Genomic DNA, 12,671 nt, shown 5'->3' on the forward strand with positions numbered 1-12,671 from the left:
GATTAACGCAGTCATCGCCGCGGTCGGCACCATGCTGGTGCTCAGTCTGTCCCGCGTGCACGTGGTCATCGCCATTATCGTCGGCGCCCTGGTGGGCGGCCTTACCGGTGGCCTGGGCATCGAAGCCACGCTCAAGGCGTTCAACGGCGGTTTGGGTGGTGGTGCGACCGTGGCCTTGTCCTACGCCTTGCTCGGCGCTTTCGCCGTGGCGATTGCCAAGTCCGGCCTGGCCCACGCCCTGGCGGACAAGGCCTTGCTGCTGGTCGACCGTCAGGAAGCCACCGGCGGCAACCATGTCAAATGGCTGCTGATCGGCCTGCTGTGGGTGGTCGCGATCGCGTCGCAGAACATCCTGCCGATCCATATCGCGTTTATCCCGTTGCTGGTGCCGCCGCTGCTGTATGTGCTGACCAAGTTGCAGCTGGACCGGCGCCTGATCGCCTGCGTGATGACCTTTGGCCTGATCACGCCGTACATGTTCCTGCCGGTGGGCTTCGGCAATATTTTCCTCAACCAGATCCTGCTGGCCAATGTGGCCAAGAGTGGCGTGGACATCAGCCAGGTCAACGTCACCCACGCCATGAGCCTGCCGGCGCTGGGCATGGTGGTCGGGCTGCTGGTGGCGGTGTTTGTCAGCTACCGCAAGAAGCGTGTGTATGACCTGGAGAAAATCGAGCGGGTCGAGCAGGTGGCGGTGCAGTACAACCCGCTGACCCTGCTGGTGGCCGGCCTGGCGATTGCCTCGGCGTTCATCATCCAGTTGTGGCTGGACTCGATGATCATCGGTGCCCTGGCCGGGTTCCTGATTTTCTCGGTCTCGGGCATCGTGCGCTGGCGCGACACCGACGACCTGTTCACCGAAGGCATGAAGATGATGGCGATGATCGGCTTCATCATGATCGCCTCGTCAGGCTTTGCCGAGGTGCTCAAGGCCACCGGCGACGTGCGCTCGCTGGTAGAGGCCTCGGCGGCGTTCATCGGTCATAGCCGTGGGGTGGGCGCGTTGTTGATGTTGCTGGTGGGGCTGCTGGTGACCATGGGCATCGGCTCGTCGTTTTCCACGGTGCCGATCCTCGCGGCGATTTTCGTGCCGCTGTGTGTGCAGTTGGGCTTCAGCCCGCTGGCCATCGTGTGCATCGTCGGCACTGCCGGGGCGTTGGGCGATGCCGGTTCGCCCGCCTCGGACTCCACCCTCGGCCCGACCTCCGGCCTGAATATCGACGGCCAGCATCACCATATCTGGGACACCGTGGTGCCGACGTTCCTGCACTACAACATCCCGTTGCTGGCGTTTGGCTGGTTTGCGGCGATGACACTCTGATCTACAGATTCACCGCCGCAGGCCGATAACCTCTCAAGTCGCCAAATAAGAGAGAAAAGCCATGCGTCTGAGTCTGAAGGCCAAAGTCCTGTCCCTCGCCGTTGTGCCGGTGTTGCTGTTCGCCGTGGTGATCAGCCTGACCACCGTGTGGATCCTCCAGGGGCAAGCGCGCAACGAGGTGGATGAAACCCGCCAGCGCTTGCTCAATAACGCCAAGGCCACCCTGCAAAGCTATGTGGAAGTGGCCATGACCACCATCAAGCCGCTCTACGACGCGGCCGCGCCCGGCGATACGGCGGCGCGGGCCGAGGTGGTCAAGCTGCTGTCCAACACCAGCTACGGCAAGGACGGTTACTTCTTTGGCTACGACTCCGAGACCATCCGTCTGTTCAAGGGCAACAGCCCCGACGGCGTGGGCAAGAGCTTCAAGGACAACCGTGATCCCAACGGTGTCTACGTCAACCGCGACCTGGTCAAGGTCGGCAAGGACGGCACCCACTACCTGCAATACAGCTCGACCCAGCCCGGCCAGACCGAGTTGGTGCCCAAGATGGGCTACACCGAATATCTGCCCAAGTGGGACATGGTCATCGGTACCTCGGTGAACCTGGATGGCATCGAAGCCCAAGTGGCGGTGGTTGAGGCCAAGGTCGAGAAGCGCATGGAAGGCGTGCTGCTGAGCATCCTCGGCGTGGCCGTGGTGGTGCTGTTGGTGATCGCCGCCGCCGGCATCTTGCTGGCCAACACCATCCTGCGCCCGCTGCATTTGATGAAAGCCAACCTCGACGACATTGCTGCCGGCGAAGGCGATTTGACTCGCCGCCTGGCCATCACCAGCCAGGACGAGCTGGGTGACCTGGCCGGTGCGTTCAACCGCTTTGTCGACAAAATCCACGGCCTGGTGCGCCAGATCACCGAGATGACTACCCAGCTCACCGGCCTGGTCAGCCAGGTGTCGGACCAGGCCCAGCGCTCGGAGCAGGCCATGGAGCGCCAGCGTCACGAGACCGACCAAGTCGCCACCGCCATCAACCAGATGTCCTCCGCTGCGCAAGAAGTGGCGCGCAGTGCCCAAGGCGCCTCCGTGGCCGCGCAACAGACCGACGCCGAAGGCCAGGCCGCCAAGCGCGTGGTGGACGGTAGCATCGCGCAGATCCACGCATTGGTGAATGACATCCGCAGCAGTGGCGTATCCCTCGACAGCCTAAAGCAGGATGTGTCGTCGATTGTCAGCGTGCTCGGCGTGATCCGCTCGATTGCCGAACAAACCAACCTGCTGGCGCTCAACGCAGCGATCGAGGCCGCGCGGGCAGGGGAGGCCGGGCGTGGTTTTGCCGTGGTCGCCGACGAGGTGCGCGCCCTGGCCAGCCGCACGCAAACCAGCACCCAGGAAATCCAGGGCATGATCGACCGCCTGCAAAAAGGCACCGAGGCTGCCATGGATGCGATGCGCCGCTCCAGCGATGCGGGCGATGGCACCTCGGCCAAGGCCAACGAAGCCGGGGCGTCCCTGGACACCATGGCCCAGTTGATCGGCACCATCAACTCGATGAACGCGCAGATTGCCAGCGCCGCCGAAGAACAGACCGCCGTCGCCGAAGAGATCAACCGCAGCGTGCATCAGATTGCCGTGGCGGTGGACAGCGTGGCCGATGAAACGCAGTTGGGCGCCCAGACCTCGCGCAGTCTGGCGGACCTTGGTCAGCGGCTGGGGCAATTGGTCGGTCAGTTCAGGATCTAGACGTCGCGCATCAACAGGCCAAAGCGCAAATCCATCTCGGCCGGCAGGGGCACATACACCGTGTGCCCATCCCCAGGCGCCACGTCGATGGCTTCGCCTTTGGTGTTGTGCAGGCTGGCCAGGTCAAAGTGGAAGTTGCCGGCGGGTGTCATCAGTTCCAGGTGATTGCCCACCGCAAAGCGGTTCTTCACCTTGACCTCGGCCAGCTCGCCACGGCGCTCACCGGTCAACTCGCCGACAAACTGCTGGCGCTCGGACACTGAGCTGCCGTTCTGGTAGTTCTGGTATTCGTCGTGAACATGGCGGCGCAGGAAACCTTCGGTGTAGCCGCGTTGGGCCAGGGATTCCAGGTTGGTCATCAGGTTGCGGTCAAACGCACGGCCGGCCACGGCATCATCGATTGCCTGGCGATACACCTGGGTCGTGCGTGCGCAGTAGAAATGCGATTTGGTGCGGCCTTCGATCTTCAGCGAATGCACACCCATGTGGGTCAGGCGCTCCACATGTTGCACGGCGCGCAGGTCCTTGGCATTCATGATGTAGGTGCCGTGTTCATCCTCGAAGGCGGGCATCTGCTCGTCGGGGCGGTTGGCTTCCTGCAGCAGGAAGACCTGGTCGGTAGGCGCGCCGATTCCCAGTGTGGGTTCCGGTTGATACACCTGGACAATATCGCCCGTGGCGTTTTCCACCGCCGGGGTAGCCTGGTATTTCCAGCGACAGGCATTGGTGCAGGTGCCCTGGTTGGCGTCACGCTTGTTCATGTAGCCGGAGAGCAGGCAGCGCCCGGAATAGGCCATGCACAAGGCGCCGTGCACAAACACTTCCAGCTCCATGGCCGGCACCTGCTGGCGAATCTCGCCGATTTCTTCCAGGGACAGCTCCCGCGACAGGATCACCCGGCAAATCCCTTGCTGCTGCCAGAACTCCACGCTGGCCCAGTTCACCGTATTGGCCTGCACCGACAGGTGGATCGGCATCATCGGGAAGTGCCGGCGCACCAGCATGATCAGGCCCGGGTCGGACATGATCAGCGCATCCGGGCCCATGGCGATCACCGGGGCGAGGTCCTTGAGGAACGTCTTGAGCTTGGCATTGTGCGGAGCGATGTTCACCACCACGTAGAACCGCTTGCCCAGCGCGTGGGCTTCCTGGATGCCGAGCGCCAGGTTGGCGTGGTCAAACTCGTTGTTGCGCACCCGCAGGCTGTAGCGCGGCTGGCCGGCGTAGACCGCGTCGGCGCCGTAGGCGAAGGCGTAGCGCATGTTTTTCAAGGTGCCGGCGGGGGCGAGCAGTTCGGGAGCAAGGACGAGAGGCATGGGGATCAGGTCGCAAAAGGCCGCGAGCGTAGCCGAACGTGTGCCGGGCTTTATTGATCTGGGTCTACGCTTACCGCAACAAAGATGGCACTCCCAGGATTTGCGGTGGACTAAGCAGCTGGACGCAAACGCGCGGCCTGCTTTTTTGACATGGATCGGACATGAATCAAACCAACCTGCAATTCAAGACCCTGCTGTTACTGCTGGCCCTGGTGACCGTCGCCTTTATCTGGATATTGCTGCCGTTCTACGGTGCGGTGTTCTGGGCGGTGATCCTCGGCATCATCTTTGCGCCGATGCAGCGCCGCCTGCAGCAGCGCTTCGGCTGGAACCGCAACCTGACGTCCCTGACCACCTTGATGGTGTGCCTGGTGATCGCGATTCTGCCGGTGATCATTACCAGCGCTCTGCTGGTGCAAGAGGGCGCCACACTCTATAAAAATGTCGAGAGCGGCAAACTGGATGTGGCCGGCTATATCGAGCAGTTCAAGAACTTCCTGCCGCCATACTTCCAGCACCTGCTGGACCGTTTCGGCATGGGCAATCTGGAAGGGCTGCGCGAGAAGATCGTCAAGAGCGCGATGCAGGGCAGCCAGTTCTTTGCCACCCAGGCGTTCAGCTTCGGCCAGGGCACATTTGATTTCCTGGTGAGTTTTTTCATCATGTTGTACCTGCTGTTCTTCCTGCTGCGCGACGGCCCGGAACTGGTGCGCAAGGTACGCACGGCGGTGCCGTTGGCCGAGCCGCAGAAGCGTCGGTTGCAGCTCAAGTTCAATCGGGTGGTGCGTGCGACGGTCAAGGGCAACGTGCTGGTGGCCGTGACCCAGGGCGCGCTGGGTGGTTTGATCTTCTGGTTTCTGGACATTCCCAGCGCGTTGCTCTGGGCGGTGTTGATGGCGTTTCTGTCACTGCTGCCGGCGGTAGGTGCGGGGATTGTGTGGGGGCCGGTGGCGGCCTACTTCCTGTTGAGCGGTTCGATCTGGCAGGGCGTGGTGTTGGGCCTGTTCGGCGTGTTTGTGATCGGTCTGGTGGACAACGTGCTGCGACCGATCCTGGTGGGCAAGGACACCAAGATGCCGGACTACCTGATTCTGATCTCGACCCTGGGCGGCCTGTCGGTATTCGGCCTCAACGGGTTTGTGATCGGGCCGCTGGTGGCGGCGCTGTTTATGTCCAGTTGGGCGCTGTTTGTCGAAAGCAAGCCGCGGGTCAAGCTGCCGTTGCCGTAGGGGGCAGCTTCAAGCTTCAAGCTTTAAGTTTGTAGCTTGTAGCTTGCAACTGCTTCTCTGCTGCTTCTTTAGTCGTCAGCGGGCCGCTGATGGCTTCGCCGTCGCGAACCAGGTACCAGCAGGCGAGCAAACCCAGCTCTCGGAGCGGGGCGGGGACGGCGCTGCCAATGACGGACATGATTTGAACAGTGGGCATAAGAACCTCCAATCGCTATGGAGGTCACCTTACGGGGCGCGGGCGCTCAGGAAAAATCATCTGGCTCGATAGTCGACATCAACGGAAGGCGTCAGTCGACCACTTGATCGAGCATGCTCACCACTTCCTGCTCATTAAGCAGGCCTTTGCGCACCAGGTTTTCCGCCAGCAGCGCGAGAAACTTGGCGCTGCGGTGGCCTTCCAGGTGCTTGAGCTCCGTGAGGGCGCTGTAGACCTTGCTGGACGTACAGAGGCCAGCGGTGCGATGCGGGTTTTGTGTGGGCATGGTCAGTCGTCCTTGTTGTTATTGAGTGGACAGGATTGATAGTGAGAGTGTGTCGTGACACAAACATGACAGCGTGAGCCCCGTTCGGGCAAGTAGACTTTCGACCTTAATAGTGTGGGATTGCAGTCTGGGCATTGTCCTCAGAGCGACCTTGGCAGGATAAATCCGGACGTTACCCACAAAAAAAGGCCCCGCGAGTGGGCGAGGCCTGTTTCATGTGTGACGGTTGAGACTTACCAGCCGCGGCGGTAGTAGCCGTGGGGAGGGCCATAGTAGCCGCGCGGTGGACCGTAATAGACCGGCGCCGGGCGGTAATAAACTTCCTGTTGCACGTACACCGGTGGCGGTGGTGCGTAGTAGACCGGCGGCGGCGCGGCATACACCGGCTGCGGTTGCACATAGACCGGCTGCTGCACATAGACCTCACGGGGTTGGCTGGCAACCACGGAGCCCACTACGGCGGCGCCGACCAGCGCACCCAAGACGGCTGGGCCACCCCATCCACCACCACCGTGGGCGGAGGCTTGGCCTGCCATAGCGAGTGCACCTACCAGCAAGGCGATCTTGGGGATTGTACGAATCATGGTCATTCCTCGGTTAGCCCCTGCGCTTGTGGTCTGCAATCAATAGACTCAAGTAATGTCGCGGGGATACTTTTAAGACAACGTATTTCTGAAAAACAGCACGGCCGATAGGTAAAGGTTGTGTAAGGTCTGTACCGATTTGCTTACTCAAAGGAGTTATCCATGCAGATGCACCCCAACAAGGACACCCAGTTGTGCATGTCACTGTCGGCGCGTCCCGGGAACTTTGGCCTGCGTTTTCATAACCACCTGTACGAACAGCTGGGTCTGAACTTTTACTATAAAGCCTTCAGCAGCCAGGATTTGCCCGGCGCGATAGGTGGTATCCGTGCATTGGGCGTGCGTGGTTGCGGGGTGTCGATGCCCTTCAAGGAAGCCGCCATTGCCTTGGTGGACGAACTGGACGATTCGGTTCAAGCCATCGACTCCCTCAACACCATCGTGAACACCGACGGGCACCTCAAGGCCTACAACACCGACTACATCGCCATCGAACAATTGCTCAAAAAGCATGCCGTGCCTAAAGACTCGACCTTTGCCCTGCGTGGCAGCGGCGGCATGGCCAAGGCCGTGGCCAGCGCCTTGCGCGACGGTGGCTATGCCAATGGCGTGATCGTGGCGCGCAACGAGGCAGCAGGGCGGGCATTGGCCCGGAACCTGGGGTACGAATGGCGGGCTGGGCTGGGTGAACTGCGCCCGCAGATGCTGATCAACGTGACGCCCATCGGCATGACGGGCGGGGCCGAGGCGGATGCCCTGGCGTTTGAGGCGGATGCCGTGGATGCAGCAGATACTGTCTTCGATGTGGTAGCGATCCCCGCCGAAACACCATTGATCGTGCGCGGTCGTGCCAAAGGCAAGCGGGTGATTACCGGGCTGGAGGTGATTGCGATCCAGGCGTTGGAGCAGTTTGTGCTTTATACCGGCGTGCGGCCTACGGATGAACAGTTCCAGGCGGCGGTAGCCTTCGCCCGCAACTGAAGGCCACTGCTGCTCTAATGTGGGAGGGGGCTTGCTCCCGATAGCGCTGGGTCAGTCAACACTTTCATTGCCTGATACACCGCTATCGGGAGCAAGCCCCCTCCCACATTTTTACCGCGTCAGGCCTGTTCCAGTTGCGCCAACCGCTCTTCCAGAGCTGCAATTCGCGCTTCAAGCTCTTCGATACGATCCAGCGAGACTGCGCCGGCAGAGCGTTCCACCGGGCTTCCCCGTGCGGCGATAATCACCTCGATGTCCGCCGGATCGCCCAGCGCATGGGTATAGCGATCTTCCCGCTGCCCCGCCTGGCGCGGCACCAGCAGCGCCAGCCCGCGGGCAATCAGGCGTTCCAACTGGTGCACCACCTGCTCGGCATCTTCGAAGTCATGCATGCGCCCGCTGCGGGTCAGCAGTTCGTTGACCGTCTGCGGCCCACGCAAGAACAGCAGCCCGGTCAGGATCACCTGGGCCGGTACCAGTTCCAGCGCCTTGTCCACGCGATGCTCCCAACGGTCGGCGCGGCTGCCCATCACCAGACGCGTGAAGCCTTGGCCTTCCAGTGCACGCAGACTCTGGCCAACCTGGCCCTGGCTCAGGTTCATCACCGGTTCGCGGCTGGTCTTCTGGTTGCAGGCCAGGACCAGGGCGTTGAGGGTCAGGGGGTAGGTTTCCGGGTTGGTCGCCTGTTTTTCGATCAGGCAACCCAGGACGCGAATTTCCGTGCTGTTCAGGCGCGGCTCAGGGGTGTCGGTGTCGTGCTCGGCGGTCATCGCGCTTTCCCTATGCTGTGAACGCACTAGCGTAAGCCGGAAAAAATAAAAGACAAGCGCCTGGCGTGTCTATAATCGCCGCTGGTTCCAACCCTGCCATTACCCATGAGACTGCCATGACTATTTCCCTGTACGCCGCTTCCATCCCGGTCTTCAAGCAAATGCTCACCGCCCTGAGCGATGTGCTGAACAAAGCCGAAGCCCACGTCACGGCCAAGAACATCGACCCTAACGCCTTGCTGCAAGCGCGGCTGTTCCCGGACATGTTCCAACTGGTACGCCAGGTGCAGATCGCTGTCGACTTCGCCAAGGGCGTTTCCGCGCGCCTGGCCGAGATCGAAGTGCCGAAATACGAAGACACCGAAGTGACCTTCGCCGACCTGCAAGCACTGATCGCCAAGGTGCTGGCGTTTGTCGACTCCATCAAGCCGGAACAGATCGACGGCAAGGAAGGCATCGAGATCATCACTCGCCCAGGCACGCCGAAAGAGAAGCGCTTCAGCGGCCAGTCCTACCTGTTGACCTACGGCTTGCCGCAGTTCTTCTTCCACGTCACCACCGCGTACGCCTTGTTGCGTCATAACGGTGTGGAAGTGGGCAAGCGTGACTACATGGGCGCTTTCTAAGCACCCAAAAAAAGCCCGGGGTGGTTCAAGCATGAACCGCCCCGGGCTTTTTTACGCCTGGCGTTTAAGCCGACTGCTCTTCCTTGCCCAGACAGGCGGCTGCTGTAAACAGCACATCGGTGGACGAATTGAGCGCGGTTTCCGCCGAATCCTGCAGCACACCGATGATGAAGCCTACGGCCACGACCTGCATGGCGATCTCGCTGGGAATACCGAACAGGCTGCACGCCAGGGGAATCAGCAGCAGCGAGCCACCGGCCACACCCGACGCGCCACAGGCACAGACCGCCGCGACCACGCTGAGCAGCACGGCGGTCGGCAGGTCCACGGCAATGCCGAGGGTGTGCACGGCCGCCAGGGTCAGCACGGTGATGGTGATCGCAGCACCGGCCATGTTGATCGTGGCACCCAGTGGAATCGACACCGAGTAGGTGTCTTCATGCAGGCCCAGGCGTTTGCTCAAGGCCAGGTTCACGGGGATATTCGCTGCCGAGCTACGGGTGAAAAACGCAGTGATGCCGCTTTCGCGCAGGCACATCAGCACCAGCGGGAAGGGGTTGCGACGCAGTTTCCAGAACACGATGGCCGGGTTGACCACCAGTGCCACGAACAGCATGCAGCCGATCAGCACCACCAGCAGGTGGGCGTAGCCGAGCAGGGCGCCGAAGCCCGAGGTGGCCAGTGTCGAAGCCACCAGGCCGAAGATACCCAGCGGGGCGAAGCGGATCACCACGCGCACGATCAAGGTCACACCGTTGGACAGGTCATCGAGCACCGTGCGGGTGGTTGCGCTGGCATGGCGAATGGCAATGCCCATGCCGATGGCCCAGGCCAGGATGCCGATGAAGTTGGCGTTCATCAACGCGCTGACGGGGTTGTCCACCACGCTCAACAGCAGGCTTTGCAGAACCTCGCCGATGCCGCCGGGGGCGCTCACGGTTGCGTCGTGGGTGGCAAGCACCAGCGATGAGGGAAACCACATGCTGGCAATCACCGCCACCACGGCAGCCGCAAAGGTACCCAGCAAATACAGGAACAGAATCGGCCGGATATGGGTTTCCTGGCCGTGTTTATGGTTGGCGATCGACGCCATCACCAGCACAAACACCAGGATCGGCGCCACGGCCTTGAGCGCGGTAACAAATACCTTGCCGATAAACCCGGTGGCCTTGGCCGCCTCGGGCAACAGCAAGGCCAGCAGGATGCCGGCGATCAAGCCGATGACGATTTGCGTGACCTGGCTGATACGAGCCAGTCGTTGGAAAAGAGAAGGGGCAGTAGTCATATAAAGGTTGTCTCTAGTTTTTTTAAGGGCGCAGCAATGCAGGCGGAAAGGGCTGTAGGAAGCAGGTCGCGAAGTCTAGCATGCTGCTGGACCTGTCCCGCCCGCTGCGGCATTGGGTCGCCGGGGCTTCGCAAAAGCCGGACATACTCTGTTAAGATTCATCCCTCTCACCTTTCCTATCCGTCAGCGGGCCCTTCGGGCTGTCGTTGATGTCGTCGTTTCTGGAGTTTTCATGTTGTTTCCCATCCTGCTGCTGTCGGCCGCCGGCTTTACCGTGCTGACCACAGAATTCGTTATCGTCGGCCTGTTGCCGTCCATCGCCCGGGACCTCAACGTCAGTGTGTCCCAGGCCGGCCTGCTGGTGACCTTGTTCGCGTTTACCGTGGCGGCCTTTGGTCCGTTTCTGACGGCGTACTGCGCCCGTTTCCCACGAAAGCGTCTGTTTATCAGCATCCTGATCCTGTTCGGCGTGGCCAATACCGTGGCCGCATTGGCGCCGAATATCTGGGTGATGGCGTTGGCGCGCTTGATCCCGGCCCTGGGCCTGCCAGTGTTCTGGGCCCTGGCGAGTGAAACGGCGGTGGATATTGTCGGCCCCGAATACGCCGGACGCGCCATCGAGAAGATCGGCTTCGGCATCGTCTGCGCCACGGTGTTCGGGATTCCGGTGGGCACGCTGATTTCCGATATGTTCGGCTGGCGTTCCGCGTTTGCGATCCTCGCCGTGGTCGCGCTGGCCAAGGCCTTGCTGCTGTTTATCTACCTGCCGGTGACCCAGCCGAAGAACGACCAGGTGTCGTTGCGCTCGCAATTCAAGATCCTGCGCAACCCGCTGATGCAGGGCCATATCCTGCTGTCGATCCTGGTGTTCAGCGGCATGTTCACGGCTTATACCTACCTGGCGGACATCCTTGAGCGCCTGGCCGGTTTCGACGGCACGCTGGTGGGTTGGTGCCTGATGGGCTTTGGCGCGGTCGGGCTGATTGGCAACTCCTTGGGCGGGCGTGCGGTGGACCGTCACCCGCTGATCGCCTCCATGGTGTTCTGCGGTTTCATGATCGCCGGCATGGTCGCGCTGGTACCGGCGATTCACTCCACGATCGGCCTGGCGGCGGCGATGGCGGTGTGGGGCGTGACCCAGGCGGCGATGTTCCTGGTCAGCCATGTGCGGTTGATGAAGGCCGCACCCCATGCGCCGGCGTTCGCGGCGTCGTTGAATATCGCCGGGGCCAACCTGGGGATCGGCCTGGGGGCGATGGTCGGCGGGCATGTGATCGACACCCTCGGCCTGGGCAGCCTGGGCTTTGCGGCTTCCGGGTTTATCCTGGTGTCGATCCTGCTGGCGCTGTGGCTGATGACCGCCAAGCAAGCGGTCGCGTCCAACGCCTGAACGCTCAGGGCAGGGCGGTAAACAACTCTCGCCGTGCACCTTCGGTAATCGCCACGATGCCGGGGTGCTTGACCTTGCGCTCCACTGAAATCGCGTAGAACGACTCGGTGACGGCATCGGTCTGGCCAATCAACGCCACGCCGTACTGGCGCACCACCTCATCGGCGATCACGCTGGGTGCGATGAAAATCCCGCTGCCGGATTGGCCAAACGCCTGCATCAAGGCGCTGTCATCGAACTCGCCGATGATCCTGGGTTGGATCTGCTGCTCGGCAAACCAACGCTGCAAGCGGCTGCGTACCACGGTTTCCGCGCCGGGAATCAATAGGGGGGCGCCATGCAGGCACTGTGGGAAATCACCGGCGTACCTGTCAGCCAATGCCTGGGTGGCGAAAAAACTGATGCCACATTCCCCCAGTTTCTGGCTGTAGCCCTTGATGTCCAGGTGAGAGGGCATGGGGCTGTCGGAGATCACCAGGTCCAGGCGCTGGATCGCCAGATCGGCCAATAAACGCTCCAGTTTATCTTCACGGCAGGTGATGCGCAGTGGCTCGCTCAATTCCATGGTCGGCGCGATCAACCGGTACACGATGGACTTGGGCACCACATCCGCCACCCCGACGCGGAACACAATCTGTTGCTCATTGGGCTGCGCGCGCAGCATTGCCTCCAGTTCATTGCCGGTCTGGAACATCTGTTCGGCATAGGGCAGGGCCTGGCGCCCGGCCTCGGTGAGTTCAAGCTGGCGGCCTACCCGTTGAAACAGCGCAATCCCATAGGTTTGCTCCAGCAGGCTGATCTGCCCGCTGATGGTCTGGGGCGTGAGGTTCAGCTGCTCGCAGGCGCGCACGATGCTGCCGGTCTTGGCCACCACCCAGAAGTAATGCAACTGTCGATAATTAAGCATGATGGCTATCACTTCGTAAAAACCGAAGTATATGCGAGA

13 protein-coding genes are annotated in these 12,671 nt (G+C 61.5%); 6 read left to right on the forward strand and 7 right to left on the reverse strand.

Annotated features, from left to right (window positions below; genetic code table 11):
- Nucleotide 1 precedes the first annotated feature (1 nt).
- Nucleotides 2–1,321, forward strand: a complete 1,320-nt coding sequence (locus AB1462_RS15185) for a Na+/H+ antiporter NhaC family protein (RefSeq protein WP_167361148.1) — start codon at nt 2–4, stop codon at nt 1,319–1,321.
- A gap of 61 nt (nt 1,322–1,382) precedes the next feature.
- Complete coding sequence (locus AB1462_RS15190) at nt 1,383–3,062, forward strand: methyl-accepting chemotaxis protein (protein WP_259194319.1); 1,680 nt, start codon at nt 1,383–1,385, stop codon at nt 3,060–3,062.
- Here the strand turns inward: AB1462_RS15190 and yegQ are convergent.
- Nucleotides 3,059–4,378 (reverse strand): tRNA 5-hydroxyuridine modification protein YegQ, encoded by a 1,320-nt coding sequence (yegQ, locus tag AB1462_RS15195; protein ID WP_090402136.1) that lies wholly within the window; start codon nt 4,376–4,378, stop codon nt 3,059–3,061. The genes AB1462_RS15190 and yegQ overlap by 4 nt on opposite strands.
- A 161-nt stretch (nt 4,379–4,539) precedes the next feature.
- Here yegQ and AB1462_RS15200 point away from each other — a divergent pair, with 161 nt between their 5' ends.
- Complete coding sequence (locus AB1462_RS15200; RefSeq protein WP_090402138.1) at nt 4,540–5,607, forward strand: AI-2E family transporter; 1,068 nt, start codon at nt 4,540–4,542, stop codon at nt 5,605–5,607.
- Nucleotides 5,608–5,623: 16 nt separating this feature from the next.
- Here the strand turns inward: AB1462_RS15200 and AB1462_RS15205 are convergent, their stop codons facing one another.
- From AB1462_RS15205 to AB1462_RS15215, 3 genes are all read right to left on the reverse strand, one after another.
- Nucleotides 5,624–5,803 (reverse strand): hypothetical protein, encoded by a 180-nt coding sequence (locus AB1462_RS15205; protein ID WP_090402140.1) that lies wholly within the window; start codon nt 5,801–5,803, stop codon nt 5,624–5,626.
- Nucleotides 5,804–5,894: 91 nt separating this feature from the next.
- Nucleotides 5,895–6,089, reverse strand: a complete 195-nt coding sequence (locus tag AB1462_RS15210) for a hypothetical protein (protein WP_003173044.1) — start codon at nt 6,087–6,089, stop codon at nt 5,895–5,897.
- Nucleotides 6,090–6,322: 233 nt separating this feature from the next.
- Nucleotides 6,323–6,679 carry a hypothetical protein gene (locus AB1462_RS15215; RefSeq protein ID WP_090402142.1) on the reverse strand — a complete coding sequence of 119 codons (357 nt, stop codon included), beginning with the start codon at nt 6,677–6,679 and terminating at the stop codon, nt 6,323–6,325.
- Nucleotides 6,680–6,835: 156 nt separating this feature from the next.
- On the opposite strand from AB1462_RS15215, the gene AB1462_RS15220 reads away from it, so the two are divergent.
- Complete coding sequence (locus AB1462_RS15220; RefSeq protein ID WP_259194318.1) at nt 6,836–7,654, forward strand: shikimate 5-dehydrogenase; 819 nt, start codon at nt 6,836–6,838, stop codon at nt 7,652–7,654.
- A gap of 119 nt (nt 7,655–7,773) precedes the next feature.
- Here AB1462_RS15220 and AB1462_RS15225 read toward each other — a convergent pair whose 3' ends face one another.
- On the reverse strand, nt 7,774–8,424 hold the full coding sequence (locus AB1462_RS15225) for a DUF480 domain-containing protein (RefSeq protein ID WP_065926946.1): 651 nt from the start codon (nt 8,422–8,424) through the stop codon (nt 7,774–7,776).
- A 116-nt stretch (nt 8,425–8,540) separates the two neighbouring features.
- Here AB1462_RS15225 and AB1462_RS15230 point away from each other — a divergent pair, with 116 nt between their 5' ends.
- Nucleotides 8,541–9,050: a DUF1993 family protein gene (locus tag AB1462_RS15230; protein ID WP_367247148.1), complete on the forward strand. Its 510-nt coding sequence runs from the start codon at nt 8,541–8,543 to the stop codon at nt 9,048–9,050.
- Between the two features lie 64 nt (nt 9,051–9,114).
- Here AB1462_RS15230 and sstT read toward each other — a convergent pair whose 3' ends face one another.
- Nucleotides 9,115–10,335, reverse strand: coding sequence for a serine/threonine transporter SstT (gene sstT, locus AB1462_RS15235; protein ID WP_367247150.1), 1,221 nt, complete (start codon nt 10,333–10,335; stop codon nt 9,115–9,117).
- A gap of 232 nt (nt 10,336–10,567) precedes the next feature.
- Between sstT and AB1462_RS15240 the strand changes: the two genes are divergently transcribed.
- Nucleotides 10,568–11,725, forward strand: coding sequence for an MFS transporter (locus AB1462_RS15240; RefSeq protein WP_367247151.1), 1,158 nt, complete (start codon nt 10,568–10,570; stop codon nt 11,723–11,725).
- Between the two features lie 4 nt (nt 11,726–11,729).
- Here the strand turns inward: AB1462_RS15240 and nhaR are convergent, their stop codons facing one another.
- Nucleotides 11,730–12,632 (reverse strand): transcriptional activator NhaR, encoded by a 903-nt coding sequence (nhaR, locus tag AB1462_RS15245; protein WP_259194316.1) that lies wholly within the window; start codon nt 12,630–12,632, stop codon nt 11,730–11,732.
- Between the last annotated feature and the right edge of the window lie 39 nt (nt 12,633–12,671).

The sequence above is a fragment of the Pseudomonas sp. SB113 genome, from assembly GCF_040754745.1.
Lineage (GTDB): Bacteria > Pseudomonadota > Gammaproteobacteria > Pseudomonadales > Pseudomonadaceae > Aquipseudomonas > Aquipseudomonas grimontii.

Bases quoted from the DNA above. Each gene is read 5' to 3' on its own strand.
- AB1462_RS15200 (WP_090402138.1), top strand. From the start codon at position 4,540: ATGAATCAAACCAACCTGCAATTCAAGACCCTGCTGTTACTGCTGGCC.
- AB1462_RS15230 (WP_367247148.1), top strand. From the start codon at position 8,541: ATGACTATTTCCCTGTACGCCGCTTCCATCCCGGTCTTCAAGCAAATG.
- yegQ (WP_090402136.1), bottom strand. From the start codon at position 4,378: ATGCCTCTCGTCCTTGCTCCCGAACTGCTCGCCCCCGCCGGCACCTTG.
- nhaR (WP_259194316.1), bottom strand. From the start codon at position 12,632: ATGCTTAATTATCGACAGTTGCATTACTTCTGGGTGGTGGCCAAGACC.
- AB1462_RS15190 (WP_259194319.1), top strand. From the start codon at position 1,383: ATGCGTCTGAGTCTGAAGGCCAAAGTCCTGTCCCTCGCCGTTGTGCCG.
- AB1462_RS15205 (WP_090402140.1), bottom strand. From the start codon at position 5,803: ATGCCCACTGTTCAAATCATGTCCGTCATTGGCAGCGCCGTCCCCGCC.
- AB1462_RS15215 (WP_090402142.1), bottom strand. From the start codon at position 6,679: ATGACCATGATTCGTACAATCCCCAAGATCGCCTTGCTGGTAGGTGCA.
- AB1462_RS15210 (WP_003173044.1), bottom strand. From the start codon at position 6,089: ATGCCCACACAAAACCCGCATCGCACCGCTGGCCTCTGTACGTCCAGC.
- AB1462_RS15220 (WP_259194318.1), top strand. From the start codon at position 6,836: ATGCAGATGCACCCCAACAAGGACACCCAGTTGTGCATGTCACTGTCG.
- AB1462_RS15225 (WP_065926946.1), bottom strand. From the start codon at position 8,424: ATGACCGCCGAGCACGACACCGACACCCCTGAGCCGCGCCTGAACAGC.
- sstT (WP_367247150.1), bottom strand. From the start codon at position 10,335: ATGACTACTGCCCCTTCTCTTTTCCAACGACTGGCTCGTATCAGCCAG.
- AB1462_RS15240 (WP_367247151.1), top strand. From the start codon at position 10,568: ATGTTGTTTCCCATCCTGCTGCTGTCGGCCGCCGGCTTTACCGTGCTG.